This window comes from Geobacillus thermocatenulatus, from assembly GCF_002217655.1.
Classification (GTDB): domain Bacteria; phylum Bacillota; class Bacilli; order Bacillales; family Anoxybacillaceae; genus Geobacillus; species Geobacillus thermocatenulatus.
Map to the genome: position 1 here is coordinate 1,101,985 of NZ_NEWK01000001.1, position 17,052 is coordinate 1,119,036.

19 protein-coding genes are annotated in these 17,052 nt (G+C 50.1%); 15 read left to right on the forward strand and 4 right to left on the reverse strand.

What is annotated here, in order from left to right; translation table 11 throughout:
- Window positions 1-353 precede the first annotated feature (353 nt).
- On the forward strand, window positions 354-965 hold the full coding sequence (uptA, locus tag B9L19_RS05560) for an undecaprenyl phosphate transporter UptA (RefSeq protein ID WP_089113868.1): 612 nt from the start codon (window positions 354-356) through the stop codon (window positions 963-965).
- Window positions 966-1,046: 81 nt separating this feature from the next.
- Entirely contained in the window at window positions 1,047-2,072 is a 1,026-nt protein-coding gene (gene ytvI, locus B9L19_RS05565) for a sporulation integral membrane protein YtvI (RefSeq protein ID WP_047752760.1), read from the forward strand.
- A gap of 138 nt (window positions 2,073-2,210) precedes the next feature.
- Here the strand turns inward: ytvI and motB are convergent, their stop codons facing one another.
- The 3 genes from motB to pssA all read right to left on the reverse strand — a co-directional run bounded on the left by motB (window position 2,211) and on the right by pssA (window position 4,503).
- The gene (motB, locus tag B9L19_RS05570; protein WP_025949274.1) at window positions 2,211-3,005 is read right to left on the reverse strand and encodes a flagellar motor protein MotB; all 795 of its coding nucleotides are present in this window, start codon (window positions 3,003-3,005) and stop codon (window positions 2,211-2,213) included.
- A complete protein-coding gene (gene motA / locus B9L19_RS05575) occupies window positions 2,998-3,789 on the reverse strand; it encodes a flagellar motor stator protein MotA (protein ID WP_025949273.1) in 792 nt (263 codons plus the stop codon). Before motA ends, motB begins: the two co-directional genes overlap by 8 nt.
- A 174-nt stretch (window positions 3,790-3,963) precedes the next feature.
- Window positions 3,964-4,503 (reverse strand): CDP-diacylglycerol--serine O-phosphatidyltransferase, encoded by a 540-nt coding sequence (gene pssA / locus B9L19_RS05580; RefSeq protein ID WP_025949272.1) that lies wholly within the window; start codon window positions 4,501-4,503, stop codon window positions 3,964-3,966.
- 123 nt (window positions 4,504-4,626) lie between these two features.
- Between pssA and B9L19_RS05585 the strand changes: the two genes are divergently transcribed.
- Entirely contained in the window at window positions 4,627-5,421 is a 795-nt protein-coding gene (locus tag B9L19_RS05585; protein ID WP_025949271.1) for a phosphatidylserine decarboxylase, read from the forward strand.
- A 37-nt stretch (window positions 5,422-5,458) separates the two neighbouring features.
- Here B9L19_RS05585 and sda read toward each other — a convergent pair whose 3' ends face one another.
- Entirely contained in the window at window positions 5,459-5,599 is a 141-nt protein-coding gene (sda, locus tag B9L19_RS05590) for a sporulation histidine kinase inhibitor Sda (RefSeq protein WP_008879941.1), read from the reverse strand.
- Between the two features lie 328 nt (window positions 5,600-5,927).
- On the opposite strand from sda, the gene B9L19_RS05595 reads away from it, so the two are divergent.
- The 12 genes from B9L19_RS05595 (at window position 5,928) to cas7c (ending at window position 17,044) form a co-directional block, all read left to right on the forward strand.
- Window positions 5,928-6,443 carry a YqeG family HAD IIIA-type phosphatase gene (locus B9L19_RS05595; protein WP_011232005.1) on the forward strand — a complete coding sequence of 172 codons (516 nt, stop codon included), beginning with the start codon at window positions 5,928-5,930 and terminating at the stop codon, window positions 6,441-6,443.
- Window positions 6,444-6,445: 2 nt separating this feature from the next.
- A complete protein-coding gene (yqeH, locus tag B9L19_RS05600) occupies window positions 6,446-7,555 on the forward strand; it encodes a ribosome biogenesis GTPase YqeH (RefSeq protein WP_025949269.1) in 1,110 nt (369 codons plus the stop codon).
- Window positions 7,556-7,578: 23 nt separating this feature from the next.
- A complete protein-coding gene (gene aroE, locus B9L19_RS05605) occupies window positions 7,579-8,409 on the forward strand; it encodes a shikimate dehydrogenase (RefSeq protein ID WP_025949268.1) in 831 nt (276 codons plus the stop codon).
- 3 nt (window positions 8,410-8,412) lie between these two features.
- Entirely contained in the window at window positions 8,413-8,706 is a 294-nt protein-coding gene (gene yhbY / locus B9L19_RS05610) for a ribosome assembly RNA-binding protein YhbY (RefSeq protein WP_025949267.1), read from the forward strand.
- A gap of 39 nt (window positions 8,707-8,745) precedes the next feature.
- Window positions 8,746-9,396 carry a nicotinate-nucleotide adenylyltransferase gene (locus B9L19_RS05615; RefSeq protein ID WP_025949266.1) on the forward strand — a complete coding sequence of 217 codons (651 nt, stop codon included), beginning with the start codon at window positions 8,746-8,748 and terminating at the stop codon, window positions 9,394-9,396.
- Window positions 9,305-9,883, forward strand: a complete 579-nt coding sequence (gene yqeK / locus B9L19_RS05620; protein ID WP_025949265.1) for a bis(5'-nucleosyl)-tetraphosphatase (symmetrical) YqeK — start codon at window positions 9,305-9,307, stop codon at window positions 9,881-9,883. Before B9L19_RS05615 ends, yqeK begins: the two co-directional genes overlap by 92 nt.
- On the forward strand, window positions 9,880-10,236 hold the full coding sequence (rsfS, locus tag B9L19_RS05625; protein ID WP_013144688.1) for a ribosome silencing factor: 357 nt from the start codon (window positions 9,880-9,882) through the stop codon (window positions 10,234-10,236). Before yqeK ends, rsfS begins: the two co-directional genes overlap by 4 nt.
- Complete coding sequence (locus B9L19_RS05630; protein ID WP_025949264.1) at window positions 10,233-10,976, forward strand: class I SAM-dependent DNA methyltransferase; 744 nt, start codon at window positions 10,233-10,235, stop codon at window positions 10,974-10,976. The genes rsfS and B9L19_RS05630 overlap by 4 nt, the downstream gene beginning before the upstream one ends.
- A gap of 288 nt (window positions 10,977-11,264) precedes the next feature.
- Window positions 11,265-13,457: a CRISPR-associated helicase/endonuclease Cas3 gene (locus B9L19_RS05635; protein ID WP_025949263.1), complete on the forward strand. Its 2,193-nt coding sequence runs from the start codon at window positions 11,265-11,267 to the stop codon at window positions 13,455-13,457.
- 26 nt (window positions 13,458-13,483) lie between these two features.
- Window positions 13,484-14,194 carry a type I-C CRISPR-associated protein Cas5c gene (cas5c, locus tag B9L19_RS05640; RefSeq protein WP_047752765.1) on the forward strand — a complete coding sequence of 237 codons (711 nt, stop codon included), beginning with the start codon at window positions 13,484-13,486 and terminating at the stop codon, window positions 14,192-14,194.
- A complete protein-coding gene (cas8c, locus tag B9L19_RS05645) occupies window positions 14,175-15,932 on the forward strand; it encodes a type I-C CRISPR-associated protein Cas8c/Csd1 (RefSeq protein ID WP_025949261.1) in 1,758 nt (585 codons plus the stop codon). Before cas5c ends, cas8c begins: the two co-directional genes overlap by 20 nt.
- Window positions 15,929-17,044, forward strand: coding sequence for a type I-C CRISPR-associated protein Cas7/Csd2 (gene cas7c, locus B9L19_RS05650; protein ID WP_025949260.1), 1,116 nt, complete (start codon window positions 15,929-15,931; stop codon window positions 17,042-17,044). The genes cas8c and cas7c overlap by 4 nt, the downstream gene beginning before the upstream one ends.
- The last annotated feature ends 8 nt before the right edge of the window (window positions 17,045-17,052 follow it).

Sequence of the window (17,052 nt, forward strand, 5' to 3'; positions counted from 1 at the left end):
AGACCGAACAACGACTCGCTTCACAGACCCATTCAAGGGTCTTTAAGCGGCGTTGTTCGGTCACTCGACAGTCGGATGTCATGACCGGTAAAGACGAAAAATGGTAAAGCGTTAAATGGCGTCTATCCTGAAAATACCCGAACTCCAAAATGCGCAAGGTTGTAGAATTCAACATAGAGGCATTTTCATCCCTCCGATGGTGACGAAATTTTTTTGTCATGGGAGTCTATATCGATGACTATCGACACTCGTGAAAGTGGCTGAATGATCAGCCGCTTTTTCGTTTTGTTTGTCAAAGGCGTGTAGTATAATGAAACAATGGACAAGGAAGCGAAAGACAAGGAGGAAAAACGGTGCACGAAATCATTCAATCGATGTTTTCCTTTTTGACCAGCTTAGGCTATGTCGGCATTGCTCTCGCTTTGATGGTGGAAGTGATTCCTAGCGAGATCGTGTTGGCTTATGCTGGTTATTTGGTAGCGCGGGGGGACGTCTCATTTGTTGGGGCCGTGGCAGCGGGGACAGTAGGCGGCACGGTGGCGCAACTGTTTTTGTATTGGATGGGCTACTATGGCGGACGGCCATTTCTAGATCAGTATGGGAAATATGTATTGATCCAGAAAAAACATTTGGATGTGGCGGAACGCTGGGTTGCCAAATTTGGCCCCGGCGTCATTTTCAGCGCCCGATTTATTCCCGTCGTCCGCCATGCGATTTCGATCCCGGCCGGCATTGCTCGGATGAAGTGGCTGCCGTTTACGATTTACACGGTGTTGGCCATCATCCCATGGTCCGTTTTGTTTATTTGGTTGGGAGAACAGCTTGGCCAACGATGGAGGCAAATTGACGAGATGGCGGCGCCATATGTCCGACCGGCTATCGCAGCGGCGGTGGTGGCGGCGGCGATTTACATTGTTTGGCAACGACGACGCCGCGCTGCAGATGAAAACGAGCGCATGAAATAGTTGCCCTGTCCGCATGCGGTCGGCTATATTTATACATGAACCATCTTTTGGCTAAATTTTGAGGAAAAATGAGGGACGAACGTGAAACGTTGGATGATCATTGCGTTGCTATTCGCTGTGGGGCTATGGCTTGTGCCATACAGTGTGCCGCTTCTCTTCGCACTTGCGACCGCGCTTTTGCTCGAGCCGTCCATCCGCCGATTGCAAGAAAACTATAAGCTGAAGCGCGTGCACGCCGTCACGGCGATTTTTTCATTGTTCATCATCATTCTGGGGCTTTCCCTTTACTTTCTGGTCGTGATTTTTGTGCAACAAGTGATGGCGCTCTCGCAAAAACTGCCTTACGTGTTAAACGAAGCGACGAAAGTGCTCGACCGTCTCATTCAAACGTGGCAGTCGTATTCCAGCTCCATTCCTCAGGAAATCATCGATTCGCTTGAACGCGGCGTCAATACCGTCGAGCAAATGCTGTTATCGTTTGCGACCAACTTGACGCAGTCGCTTGTCCATTATATTGCCGCCATTCCGGCGTTTTTGATTCATTTTTTAGTGTATTTGATCGCGCTGTTTCTCCTTTGCCTCGACTTGCCGCAGCTGAAGCAAGGCATGCGTCGCTATTTGTCCGAACGGACCGAACAGCGGCTTGGGATGGTCGTCGCCCAGCTGAGCAAAGCGGGGATCGGCTTTTTAAAAGCGCAGTTTTTGCTTAGTTTAATTACGTTTTTCCTTGCGTGGGCGGGCCTCCTCTTATTAAGGGTCGACTATGCGGCGTTGATGGCGCTGGTCATCGTCGTCGTTGATATTTTGCCGATTTTAGGAACGGGTTCCGTGCTTGTTCCGTGGGGGCTCATCAGCATGGCGAACGGCAACAATACGCTTGGCATCGGGCTCATCGTGCTGTTTGTCGTCATCACCGTCGTGCGCCGGATCATCGAGCCGAAAGTGTTTTCCACCAATTTGGGCATTTCCCCCCTCGCCGCGCTCGTCAGTGTCTATCTGGGGTTTCAGCTGCTTGGCTTTATCGGGTTGTTCGTCGGGCCGGTCGTTGTCATTTTGGTTGAGGCGCTTGCCAAAGCCGGGGTCATTAAATGGACGATCAAACTTTAATTTTTTTCAAATAACGGCCTTTGTGGACGAAGGGGAAAAACCGGCGAACCGCCGGTTTTTCTGTCTGGACATGGGGAAGAGAAAGAGAGTTTTGACAAAGCGACGGCGAAAGAAAACCGCCCGCTGAAGGCGCGGCGGTCACGGCGTGGACGTGGACGAATCATTGACGTCGGTGCGCGGCAAAATTAAAATTTCGACACGCCGGTTTTTCATCCGCCCGGCAGCGGTGGCGTTGGAGGCGATCGGCTTGTATTCGCCATACCCTTTCGCGCTGAAATAGCGCGGGTCGAGTTGCTTGTTTTCAAGCAGCACTTTCATGAAATTGACGGCGCGCATGACGCTCAGCTCCCAGTTGGAAGCAAATTTCTCGTTATGGATCGGCACGTTGTCCGTATGGCCGCTGATGATGATATTGCGCGGCGGGTTCATGACGAGCAAAGCGGAGATTTCCGCCGCAAGACGCCGGTCTTTCATGCGCACTTCGGCGCTGCCGGAGTCGAATAAAATGTCATCCAAAATGGTAATCGCGAGCCCTTCGTCCGTCAACGATGTCTGCAATTTCCCTGTCAAGTGTTTTTGATGAATATAGCTGTCAATTTTCGCTTGGATTTGTTTCAGCTCTTCTTTTTCTCCTTCGTTTATAGGCGAAGAAGGATTCTGAGACTGCTGCTGTTGATGTTGCTGCCGTCCTTTTTCGTCTTCTGCAGGCGGCGTGATGGGTTCAATGGGGCTTTGAAAATCAAAAACACCCGTTCCGCCGGCAAAGGCGGTGCTGAAGGCGCGCGCAATTTCTTGAAACTTCTTTTGATCGATTTGGCTGCTCGCAAACAAGACGATGAACAGCGCGAGCAGCAACGTCAACAAATCCGCGTATGGAATCAGCCATGATTCGCTCATATGCTCCTCATGGCCGTTCTTTTTTTTCTTAGCCATTGACCGTTTCCCCTTGTGTCAGCGCCTGTTGCCGTTCGCTTTCCGGCAAGTATGAGGCGAGTTTTTGTTCGATCATGCGCGGGGCTTGTCCTTCCAAAATGGACAGCACCCCTTCAACCATGATGTAGCGCACGCGCGCCTCTTCCTTCGATTTCCGCCGCAGTTTGTTGGCAAACGGATGCCAAAGCACATAGCCGGTGAAAATGCCGAGCATCGTGGCGACAAAAGCTGCACTGATGGCATGTCCCAATTCACTGATGTTGTCCATGTTGCCGAGCGCTGCAATCAACCCGACGACGGCCCCAAGCACCCCGAGCGTCGGCGCGTACGTGCCTGCTTGGGTGAAAATGGCGGCATTTGCTTCGTGGCGTTCTTCCATGGCCACAATTTCCTCGGTCATAACATCGCGGATAAACTCTTGCGTTTGTCCATCGATGGCCATGCTGAGCCCGTTGCGCAAAAACGGATCATCAATGTCGTTCAATTTTCCCTCGAGCGCCAGCAGCCCTTCGCGGCGGGCGATGTTGGCCCAGTCAACGAACAGCGGAATGAGTTCGTTGATCGATGGTGTGGGCGGTTCAGTGAAAATGATTTTGAACAGCTTTGGCACTTTTTTTATTTCCTTCATTGGAAACGCGATGATGACCGCTGCCGCCGTCCCGACGAGAATGATGAGGATAGCGGCTGGATTGATCAATACAGCAGGCGAAACGCCTTTAAAGTACATGCCCAATCCGACGGCGATGATGCCAAGGATGATGCCAATGATCGATGTTTTGTCCAAATGAATCCCCCCGCTTTTTCCATGCGAACGATGTACGCCAAGAGGCGTTTTGATAAAGAAACCATATTTATCATATACTGAATAAAGGAGGTTGAAAAGGGAAAAAGGTGTGACATGCAACGCAAAAAGCCGCCCGCTCCATTAGGCTGACGGAAAGGGCAGCTCCGGTGATCATCATATTTTTTTCAGTTTAAACGTGCCGACCATTAAAAACGATAAAATGAGCGCCAAAAACATAAACGATTGTGGCGGGAAGTACGGGATGGCTAAATAACCGAGCGTCATCAGCACCCCAGCGGCAGTGATCGGCAGCCCCGCGAAGTAGCCGTTGTTTTCTGTGATGTTGAAGCGAGCGAGGCGGAAGGCGCCGCAGGCAATGTACAAGATGGTAAACACTGCCCCTGGCGCGCCGAATTCATAGAACAGACCTTGGTACATCAGCAAGGCGGGAGCGACGCCAAAGGAGACGATGTCGCTCATCGAATCGAGCTGCTTGCCAAGTTCGGATTCAATGTTCATCTTGCGCGCCACAGCGCCGTCAAAGCGATCAACAAACGCTGCTAAAAAAATGAGCAGCACGCTCATATGAAGCTGCCCTTTCAGCGTAGCCAGGACGGAAAAGCCGCCAAGCGACAAGTTGGTCATCGTCAAAATGTTTGCCGCATTTGCTTTCAGCTTTTTTAACGTATAGTCTAAATAGTCCGATAAGAACAAGTTTCTCCACTCCTTTTCCAGCAGAAAACGCCAAAAGAAAATTCTACTACCATTATACTCATTTTGGCGGTAATATGGAAGGTAGTAACGAATGACGATGTTGCGCTACTGGAGGGAACGTGCTTGCGAAAATGGCTTTATCGTTTGTTCATCGAACTGACCAATCACTCGCTTTCTTCGAAGCTGCTCGCTTCGTTTGCCAAATCGCGCCTCAGCGGGCTATTGATATCATCGTATGCCAAAATTTATCATATTAACCAAGATGAAATGGAAAAAAGCCTAAAAAATTATAAGACGCTGCAGCAACTGTTCGTCCGCCGGCTGAAGGCCGGGGTGAGGCCGGTCGATGCGGACGAGCATACGGTCGTCAGCCCGGTCGATGCTGTCATTGAAGACATGGGTGTGATACAAGAAAGCTGTGAAATGATCGTCAAGGGAAAGCCGTATTCCATTGCGGAAATGCTCGGCAGCGTGGAAGCGGCGAAGCCGTATGTGAACGGGTTCTTTTTTATTCTGTATTTAAGCCCGAGCCATTATCACCGCATCCACAGCCCAATATCTGGAGTGATCGAAAAGCAGTGGGCGCTCGGCCGCAAGTCATATCCGGTCAACCGTCTTGGCTTAAAATATGGGCGTCGGCCGCTCGAGAAAAATTACCGCCTCATCACCGAGGTCACAGCCGGCGGCAAGCGCTTGGCGATTGTGAAAATCGGCGCCATGTTCGTCAACAGCATTGAATTGACCCATGAGGGTGAGCTGCTTGTCAAAGGAGAGGAAATGGCATATTTTTCGTTCGGTTCAACGGTCGTCTTGCTGTTTGAACGCGGAAGTTTCGCCCCTGACCCACGCATTGCTGCGCCCATGCCGATCAAAGTCGGCGAGCGGCTCGGCTATTGGCGCGAGGCGCACGAGCCATAAGGCTTTCGGCAACAAAAAAAAGCCCGAAGGCCTTCGCTTATGAGGAGAGCTTAATTTTGTGGGTCAATGACCGGCGCTGGATTTCTTTTTCAATCAACTCGATGAATTCGGGGCTTAAGTTAAGCTCTTTCGCCTTGAAGTACGACTCGATCAACAGCTCGTCGGACAAATGTTTCATCAGGGGCGTCCTCCTTTTTTGGATGGAATAGGGCAAGTCTGTCATACATATAATGGTAGGTTACTTACAATGTACCATGACTTGTGAAAGAGAACAACCGTTCTGTTATCCACAGAGGGTGGTGGATAACATGTGGAAAACATGTTTATAAATCGTGGGAAATGTGATGTTTAGCTTGTGTATAATGTGGGCAACAGTTATCCACAAGGTGGAGGGGCGCAAAATTTGTCGAAAGTTTTTTCTATTTATCAGTCGGTAAACTTTGTTTTGAAACAAACGATAAAATTCGCTATGATGGGAAAAGCAAAGGGAAAGGCGGGTGTCCGGCATGCTTCACTACTTTTTGCCAAGCCAGTTTGCCAAGCGTGTGATCGACATTACTCCGGATGAGCTGAAACAAAAAGGGGTCAAAGGGATCATCACCGACCTCGACAACACGCTCGTTGAATGGGATCGGCCGAGCGCCACCCCGGAGCTGGCCGCCTGGTTTGATGCGATGAAGCAGGCGGGCATTAAGGTCGTCATCGTATCGAATAATAATAAACAACGCGTACAGTCGTTTGCTGAGCCGCTTGGCATCCCGTTCATCTTTGAAGCGCGCAAACCGCTGACACGCGCGTTTTTGCAGGCATTAAAGATGATGGAGCTTAAGAAAGAGGAAGTCGTCGTCATCGGCGATCAGCTGCTGACTGATGTGCTTGGGGGCAACCGGCTCGGACTGAACACGATTTTAGTCGTCCCGGTCGCCCAGACGGACGGATTATGGACGCGTTTCAATCGAAAAATGGAGCGGAGAATTTTAAAGGTGATGCGCAAAAAAGGGATGATTTACTGGGAGGAATGATCGTGGAGCCACAACTGCGTTGCATCGGCTGCGGAGCGGCCATTCAGTTTGACGATCCGAAAAAGGCGGGCTATGCGCCGAAAAGCGTGCTCGAAAAAGACGAGGAAGAAATCATTTGCCAGCGCTGCTTCCGCTTGAAACATTACAACGAAGTGCAAGACGTGCCGCTTGATGACAGCGATTTTTTAAACATGCTGCACCGCATCGGGGAATCGAAGGCGCTTGTCGTCAACATCGTCGACATTTTCGATTTCAACGGCAGCTGGATTCCTGGCTTGCCGCGGTTTGCGGCCGAAAATCCGATTTTGCTTGTTGGCAACAAGGCGGATTTATTGCCGCGGTCGGTCAAATACCCGAAGCTGCTGCGCTGGATGCGCCGCATGGCGGAAGAGCTCGGGCTCTGTCCGGTTGACGTCTGCCTTGTCAGCGCAGCGAAAGGAATTGGCATGGCGAAGGTGATGGAAGCGATCAACCGCTACCGTGAGGGCGGCGATGTCTATGTCGTCGGCTGCACGAATGTCGGCAAGTCGACGTTCATCAATCGGATCATTGAAGAGGCGACCGGCAAAGGGAATGTGATTACCACGTCATATTTCCCGGGGACGACACTCGATATGATCGAAATTCCGCTTGAGGGTGGAGCGACGTTGTATGATACGCCAGGGATTATCAACCATCACCAAATGGCGCACTTTGTCGATGCGCGCGATTTGAAAATCATTACGCCGAAGCGGGAAATCCATCCGCGCGTTTATCAGCTCAACGAAGGGCAGACGCTCTTTTTCGGCGGTTTGGCCCGCCTCGATTACATCAAAGGCGGGCGCCGCTCGTTCGTCTGCTACATGGCCAATGAGTTGACGGTTCATCGGACAAAGTTGGAAAAAGCCGACTCCCTTTATGCCCATCAGCTCGGCGAGTTGCTGTCGCCGCCAAGCAAGCGCTATGCCGCTGAATTTCCGCCGCTTGTGCCGCGCTCGCTGTCGGTGAAAGAGCGGAAGACGGACATCGTCTTTTCCGGACTCGGCTGGGTGACGTGCAACGACCCGGGTGCTCAGCTTGTCGTCCATGCTCCAAAAGGGGTCGACGTATTTATCCGTCAATCGTTGATTTAATGGAAAGCGGGAGGGGGAGAAACGTGGAAAAGGTATACGGGTTGATTGGGTTTCCCGTCGAGCACTCGCTGTCGCCGCTCATGCATAATGATGCATTCGCCTGTTTGGGCATTCCGGCGCGCTATCATTTGTTTTCCGTCGAGCCGGGGCAAGTCGGGGCGGCGCTTGCTGGTGTTCGTGCGCTCGGCATCGCTGGGGTGAACGTGACGATTCCACATAAAATGGCGGTTATTCCGTTTTTGGACGAAGTGGACGAACATGCGCGCCGCATCGGGGCGGTCAATACGATCATCAACAACGACGGCCAGCTCATTGGCTTCAATACAGACGGGCCTGGTTATGTCCAAGCGTTGGAAGAGGAAATGAACATCACCTTGGACGGCAAGCGGATTTTGGTGATCGGCGCTGGCGGCGGGGCGCGCGGCATTTACTTTTCGTTGCTGTCGACGGCAGCCGAGCGCATCGATATGGCCAACCGGACGGTGGAAAAAGCGGAGCGGCTCGTCCGCGAAGGGGAGGATGGCCGCTCGGCGTATTTTTCACTCGCCGAGGCCGAAACGCGGCTTGACGAATACGATATTATGATCAATACCACTTCTGTCGGCATGCATCCGCGTGTCGAGGCGCAGCCGCTTTCCCTTGAACGGCTGCAGCCGGGGACGATCGTATCGGATATCATTTACAACCCGCTTGAAACGAAGTGGCTGAAGGAAGCGAAAGCCCGTGGCGCCCGTGTGCAAAACGGCGTCGGCATGCTCGTATACCAAGGGGCGCTGGCGTTTGAAAAGTGGACCGGCCAATGGCCGGATGTCAACCGGATGAAACAGCTTGTCATCGAAGCGTTAAGGAGGTAACATATGCTAACGGGAAAACAAAAACGGTTTTTGCGCGCTCAAGCCCATCATTTGAAACCGATTTTTCAAGTCGGCAAAGGCGGTGTGACGGAAGCGATGATCGAACAAATTGCGGCGGCGCTCGAAGCGCGCGAGCTGTTGAAAGTGAGCGTGTTGCAAAACTGCGAAGAAGACTGCCACGCCGTTGCCGAGCAGCTCGCGGCTGGAACGGGGGCGGAAGTCGTGCAAGTGATCGGCAAGACGATCGTCTTATACAAAGAATCAAAGGAGCATAAACAAATCGTTCTGCCTGATTGACAATGGGAGCAGCCACGGCAGGCGGCGGGAGGAAAGAAGATGGCGAAAATTGGGATTTTCGGCGGCACGTTTGATCCGCCTCATTACGGTCATTTGCTCATGGCGAATGAAGTGCTTGATGCCCTTCAGTTGTCAGAAATTTGGTTTCTGCCCAACCGCCTTCCTCCCCATAAGCAGCACGAACAAGTGACCAAAAGCGAAGACCGGCTGCGCATGCTTGAGTTGGCAGTGGCTGGCCATCCACGCTTTCATATTGAGACGATCGAACTTGAGCGGGAAGGGCCTTCGTATACGTACGACACGATCCGGCAGCTTGTCGCGATGCATCCTGATGACGAATTTTATTTCATCATCGGCGCCGATATGGTCGAATATTTGCCGAATTGGCACCGCATCGATGAGCTCATCGAGCTGGTGACGTTTGTTGGCGTCAAGCGGCCGGGTTTTTCCATGGAAACGCCGTATCCGGTCATCGAAGTTGAGGCGCCGCAGTTTGCTGTTTCTTCCTCGCTCATCCGCGAGCGGGTGCAAAACGGACAGACGATTCGCTATCTTGTGCCAGAAGGCGTTAGACTTTATATTGAGGAGAAGGGGCTATATGGAGCGAGAACAGGCGTTACTCATCGTGAAACAACAGCTGACCGAGCAGCGCTACGATCACACGCTTGGCGTTGTCGAAACCGCTGTTAAGCTTGCCAAACAGTATGGCGCCGACGTCAAAAAAGCGGAGTTGGCCGCCATTTTCCATGACTATGCGAAATTCCGCCCGGTTGAAGAAATGAAACAAATCATTTTGGCGCACAATATGCCCAACGATTTGCTTGCTTACAACAGTGAGCTATGGCATGCGCCCGTCGGCGCCTATTTAGTGCAGACAGAAGTCGGCATTGATGATCCGGAAGTGCTGGATGCCATTCGCTACCATACGTCGGGAAGGGCGGGAATGACCCTATTGGAAAAAATTGTTTATTTAGCCGACTATATGGAACCAGGGCGCCGCTTCCCCGGCGTTGACGACGTACGGCGCTTGGCGGAAGAAGATCTCAACCGCGCGCTGTTGCAGGCGGTGAAAAATACGATTGCGTTTTTGCTTGAGAAGCGCCAGCTCATTTATCCAGATACGATTCATGCGTACAACTCACTCGTGTGTGAAGTGAAGGGGGAAACAAAACAGTGACGGAACAAGAGGCGTTGCAGCTTGTCGTTCGCGCGGCGGATGATAAAAAGGCGGAAAACATTGTCGTCTTGAACATGAAAGGCATTTCGCTTGTCGCCGATTATTTTGTCATTTGCCATGGCAATTCGGACAAACAAGTGCAGGCCATCGCCCGCGAAATTCAAGACCAAGCCGAAGAGCACGGCTTAGCGGTGAAGCGGGTTGAAGGATTCCAAGAGGCGAAATGGGTGCTTGTCGATTTGGGCGACATCGTTGTGCATGTTTTTGCCAAAGAGGAGCGCGAGTATTACAACCTCGAACGGCTCTGGGGGGACGCCCCGACGGAAGACGTCGCGGCTGTGCTGCAGCCATGACCTATGCTTGTTTCGCCGATTGGTACGATGCGCTCATGGCTGAGGCGCCGTATGATGCATGGCAATCGTTTGTCGAGCGGGCTTTCGCCCGATACGCCAAACGGCCGGGACGGCGGGTTGTCGACATCGGCTGCGGGACGGGAGAGCTTGCCATCCGCCTTGCCAAGGCTGGATGGCAAGTATCCGGCGTTGATCTCTCTGAACATATGCTCGCTGTCGCCCAGGCGAAAGCCGAAGCGGCGGGAGTGGATGTGCCGTTTTTCGAACAAAACATGGTGGAGCTCGACGGGTTTTCGGATCTCGATGGCGCCTTCCTGTTTTGCGATGCGCTCAACTATTTAACAGATGAAGAAGATGTGAAGCGGACGTTCGCCGCCGTCTCCCGCGCCCTTGGCGGCGGCGGGCTGCTTTTGTTTGATGTCCATTCGGTCTACAAAATGGACGTCCTGTTCCGCGACGCCGTGTTTGCGGATCAGGATGAAGACCTCAGCTACATTTGGACATGCCATCCGCTTGACAGGCCGCACAGCGTCGGACATGAACTGACGTTTTTCGTCCGCCGCGGCGAGTGGTACGAGCGCTATGACGAATGGCATGAACAGCGCACGTTTGAGCGCGCTGCTTATGAACAATGGCTTGATGACGCCGGTTTCGACGTTCTCGAAGTGACGGCCGACTTCACTGATGAACCCCCGGCCGAGACGTCCGAACGGTGGTTTTTTGTGGCGCGGAGGCGGTGAGGGCGAGATCGACAAAAACGAAGGCGCTGTTGCCAGTGAAGGATTGGAGACATGCTTGAACACTGCTCGAAATAGGGTGAAAAGAAGGAAAGAGCCGGATGGCTCTTTTTTTATGCGCATGTGGAAGATGGAAGTGCGAATGTATAGCCAGCGCTGTGATCGACGCAATTCGACTACTGTGCAATTGAAAAAGATGTGTAATTTAGAAGGATTATGAAGATATTGGTCGAATATAAAAATATAGAGCAAATGTCCTGATAGAAAATGTCTGATGGAGTCGAATGAAACATGAATGATGTGTATGCTCATACACCACGGGAAAATGGACAGGAATGGCATCGGTTGGACGAACATTTGGTAAGCGTAGCGGAAATGGCTCAATCATTCGCCGCTCCTTTTCAAGGGGGAAGAGTGGCTTATTTATGCGGCCTTTTGCATGACTTGGGGAAATTCCATCCTCTTTTTCAACAATATTTGAAAAAGCAAGCAGATGGAGAAATGGGCCAAAGCGTCCCTCATGCGATTTGGGGAGCGGCGTTGATGTACCAGTTGTATTGGAAAAAAATGAATGATCCGCATGCCTGGCAGTGGTTTGCGTTGCCGATCGCCGGCCATCATGCGGGTTTGCATTCGTCTCACTATTTATCAACTACCCTTGGACAGAGCTTAAAAGAACAACATTTGCACTTTCGAGAAGTCTTAAAGCAAGCCGAATCGTTCCTAAAGAAATTCGTATTTCCATGCATGCAAAGTATGGAAAACGTTCGTTCGCTTTCTGAAACGGAAAGAGAGATGTGGATCCGCCTGATCTTTTCTGCGCTTGTTGACGCTGATTATTTAGATACAGAGCGCCACTTCCAGCCGGAGCTTTCTCCGCTCCGAACGCCTGTAGCTTCGATAACGGATTTATGGAATCGATTTACCGCCGATCAGGAACAATTAACAAGCCGCACGGATGATACAGCGGTGAATCGAATGAGAAGGGAAGTGTACGAGGAATGCGTCTGTGCCGCCTCCAGACCGCAGGGAGTATATCGGTTGACTGTGCCGACCGGAGGGGGGAAGACGAGAAGCAGTTTAGCTTTTGCGTTGAAACATGCGGTGGAACATGGACTTGACCGCGTTATTGTCGCCATTCCGTATACAAGCATTATTGAGCAGACGGCGGATGTATACCGCGGCATTTTCGGGAACGATGCGGTGTTGGAGCACCACAGCCAAATTGAGGTGGATGATGAGAAGGAAGAAGCGGATGAACGGCTCATCCAACAACGCCTCGCTGCGGAAAATTGGGACGCTCCCCTCATTGTCACGACAACCGTGCAGCTGTTTGACAGCCTGTTCAGCAATCGTCCAAGCAAGGTGCGCAAACTGCATAACTTGTCGCGCAGCGTCGTAATTCTCGATGAGGTTCAAACGCTCCCGGCAGAACTGCTAAAGCCGACATTAGATGCATTGGCCATGTTGGTGCGCCATTGTCAAACAACGGTTGTCTTATCGAGCGCCACCCAGCCGTTTTTTGAGGAAAGCCGATTTTTGGATGTATTTTCCGAAATAGAGGTCAAAGAAATGTTGCCGCTGCCGACCGTGAATCGTCATTTTCAACAAATGAAGCGAGTGGACTATGAGATATGGAAATCACCCGTTTCGTTGCTGCAGCTTGTCCGTTTCATTCGCGAACATAAGCAATTATTGGTTGTCTTTAATACGAGAAAAGAGGCGAAAGAGTGCGTTGAACTTCTTCAAGAGGACGAGGGGGTATTCCATCTTTCCACCCTTCTTTGCGGTGCACATCGCCGCCGAATTTTAGAGGAAGTTCGTGAACGTCTAAAGAAAAATCAACCTGTCCGCCTCATCAGCACTCAAGTGGTGGAAGCAGGAGTTGATTTGGATTTTCCGATTGTCATGCGCCAAATGGGGCCGCTTGACCGGATTGTACAGGCAGCAGGACGCTGCAATCGGGAAGGAAAAATGGATAAAGGAAACGTGATTATTTTTGAAACAGAAGACATGCCAAGCCCAAGAGGATCGTATCGAACAGCGATGGAAACAGCACGGTTCTTATTGGCGCAACGCCCTCCTAATGATTTGCACGATCCCAATATATTTCGGGAATATTTTCGTCGTTTATTCGCCTCGGTGGATGTGGACTCGAAAAACATCCAAAAAGATCGGGAAACACTTGATTATCCATTAGTTGCTGAAAAATATCGCCTTATTGATCAGGATACGGTTTCCGTCATCGTTCCATATGCAGAGGCGTCGGAATACTTGCGAATGTGGGAATCCTCTCCGTCCCGCTATTCGTTTCGCCGTTTGCAACCGTATATGATCCAGTTGTATCGTTTTGAGGCGGAAAAGAAAGAAAAGGACGGATGGCTGCGGGAGGTGGCGGACAATGTCTATGAGTGGCTTGGTGACTATGATGAACGGATCGGAATTAAAGAGGAAGTTTACGATCCACTTAGTCTGATTGGATAGAAATGGCGATGGAAAGGAGATATGAAATGCAGCGTCGAGCGAAAGTGCAGGTGAAGGTGTGGGGGGAATATGCTTGTTTTACAAGACCAGAATTTAAAGTCGAGCGCATCAGTTATCCTGTGATGACGCCGAGCGCAGCGCGGGGGGTATTGGAAGCGATCTTTTGGAAGCCCGAATTTCGCTACGAGGTTCGACAAATCGGGATTTTAAGTTTAGGGGGGCAACAAGCGATTTTGCGCAACGAACTCACAAGCAAGCAAAATAAAAACCCGATCGTGATTGAAAGCGCCAGGGCTCAACGAACGAGCTTGATTTTAAAGAACGTGGCGTATTGGATAGTTGCCGATATCATTTTAACAAATCGAGCGGTTGATCCAGCGGCCAAATACCGGGATCAGTTTAACCGACGAGTTGAACGAGGTCAGTGTCATCATACGCCATATTTAGGAACAAGGGAGTTTGCCGCCTACTTTTCATCTATAGATGAAGATGATGTTGTGAAGCCGGTCGATATGGACATTGGCACAATGCTGTTGGATTTTGCTTTTATTGAAGACGGTTCGAGAAAAGAAATGGAGTTTCTCCGTTATGAAGAAACGGGGACGCGAACGGCGGTTGGATTCGCGAAGCCACTCTTTTTTGAGGCAAAGGTAGAAAACGGTTGGCTGCATGTTCCAAAAGAAACATATCAGCAGCTGTATGCATTGGAGGGACAAAATGCTTTACGAGTTGATTGAGTTGGCGGCTAAGTTGCAGAGGGAAAAAAAACTACCACCGATCTCCTATAAACCTAAATCAATCAATTGGATTATTGATTTAGGTGGGGATCAACCATATTTGAAAGGGCCGTTTAGAAGGGGAGAATACCGTTTGGTGGAAGCGCCGTTTCGGTTGAGGCAAGGGAAAGTTACGGAAGAAAACGTAAAGCCTTATTTGTTGGCTGATGATGGCCGCTATGTACTTGGCATCCCTGAAAGTCCAGAAAAGGCGGATGAAGCGGAGTTAATGCATAAAGGGTATGTTCGATTAATTGAGGAAGCTTATGAGAAAACAAAGTTGAAAGAATTAAAAAAAGTGCTGGATTTTTTGTACAGTCCGATGAAGAATGCGTTCCGTGAGCAAATTGGTGCCAAGGATATCGTGACGTTTCAAGATGATGAGGAGTCATTGATTTTTGAAAAGAGTGAAATTCAAACATTTTGGGCTGAATACTTGGCGAGTGATTTGCTGTCCGACGATGAATGTGACTGTTCTGTTTGCGGGAAGCGATCGGCTTATGTACGGTATTTGCCCAACCCTGTCCAGTTATTTGGACAATCGTGCCAACTGACGTCGTTTAATAACCCGTCGTTTGAATCAATGGGCAAAACTCAAACGAATAATGTACCTGTCTGCTTCGGGTGTGCTACTTTGGTTGTCGATACATTGAATTATCTCATTAGGGAAGATCAACATCATACTCCCCTGTATATAAGCGACCGAAATATTTTGCAATCCCAAATGGCCATATATTGGGTTGATGACCAAATTGAGGGGAGGGGATGTATCCAACTTGATGAAAAATTGTTTGCATCGCCAATCGAACAATGGCTTTTTGATGAAGATACAAATCAACGGACTCCTCCCCCTGAGTTGAAGCAGCTCGAGGAACTGCTGGCTCTTCCGAAAACAGGGCGCGAGCAGGCATTGCACTTAGACAAGACGTTTTTTCATATGGCTGTCCTTTCGGCCAATAAAGCGAGATTAGTCGTTCGTGAATGGATTCATACGTCGATTTCTCAATTGCTGATGCATTTGGAGAGGTATGCGGCCGCTGTGCGCATCGTTCAGCCGACTGGGGAAAAAGGCTATTTATTGCCGCTGGCAGCTTTGATTCGCGCTGTTGATATGTCGCCGGGGCTGGTGCGCCAATGTTTGCGCACGATTTATCAAGGGGCTTTGCCGCCTACTGAATTGCTGCCGTTAGCGCTTCAACGTTTCCGCTCTTTGAAAGTATTGAGTGATCCGAAGGAAACGTGGAGATATCATTCATCAGCCAGCTTGTTAAAACTCGTTCTCACATATGGAAAGGAGGAAGCAAATACAATGCAATCGTTAAACAACCATTGCTTGCAGCCGGCTTATATTTGTGGACGATTATTGGCCGTATTGGAAGAAATTCAACGGCGCGCTTTGGGATACCGAATTGGAAGCACAATCGTGGATCGATTTTATGGCGCGGCTTCTACAGCTCCAGCATCGACATTTGGTTCATTGCTGAGGCTTTCAACAACAGCTCATCTGCCAAAAGTGTCTGGTGAGCTTGGCCGTTTGCTTGAGGAAGTGATGAAACAGCTGGATGAAGCTGGAGGTTTCCCGACGATTTTCAATTTAAGAGAACAGGCAGAGTTCGCACTTGGTTTTTATCATCAACGCGCTGAGTTCCGCAGTCGCCATCAAAGCAATCAAACAAATGGAACGGGGGAAAGCCAATGATGGAGCGCTATATCGATCCGACAAAACGTCATGAATTTGTGTTGCTTTTTGATGTCAAAGATGGGAATCCAAATGGGGATCCAGATGCGGGCAACATGCCGCGTGTCGATCCGGAAACGATGCACGGCATTGTGACCGACGTTGCGATCAAGCGGAAAATTCGCGATTACGCCGCGATGGTATTAGGCAAACCGATTTTTATTCAAAGCCAAACGGCTTTAAACACCATCATTTTTCAAGCATATCAAGACGTCGGAGTGAAACTGGCGACGATTGAGCTGAATGAAGAAGAAAAAGAAAATGGGGAATTGATGAATTGGCTTTCACAGCTTGAGGAACAAGGATTGGTGCTCGAAGACAATCGGGTGATCTATACTGGTGAGGACATCAAGGAGAAGGATATTCGTGAAAAATTAACGGAAGGATTAGAAGAAGCTGGTCTTAAAAAACAACTGGAAAAGTCATTGCGAAATATGGCGAAACGTCTGGCACAGGCGGCAAATAATATGAAAATTGATGAACAAACACGCCAAAATGCGCAAAAGGCTTTATGCCAAAAGTACTATGATGTCCGCATGTTCGGGGCTGTGATGTCAACAGGATTGAATGCTGGTCAAGTGCGTGGGCCGATGCAGCTGACATTTTCTCGCTCAATTGACCCGGTATTTCCATGGGATTTGACCATCACACGCTCCGCGATCACCAAAGAATCGGATCGCCGCAGAAAACAAACGGAAATGGGAAGAAAACCGTTAATTCCATACGGATTGTATCGATTGCATGGATTCTACAATCCATTTTTAGGAGAAAAAACAGGGGTTACGGCAGAAGATTTAGCTGATTTTTGGGATGCGCTCGTTCATTTATTTGCATTTGACCATTCTGCGGCTCGAGGAGAAATGAATGTCAGAGCACTCTATATTTTTAGCCATGAAAATGCGAAAGGATCAGCGCCAGCTCACAAGCTGTTTGACTTGGTGAAAATCGAGCGCCGCCAACAGGAAGCTCCAAGGTCATTCCATGACTATGTTTTGCTTGGACCGGCAGATGAGGGGCAGAAAGACGTTTTTCTTGAAGGGTTTTCTGGGGTCACCGTGACGCGCCTCGTATAAAACGTTGG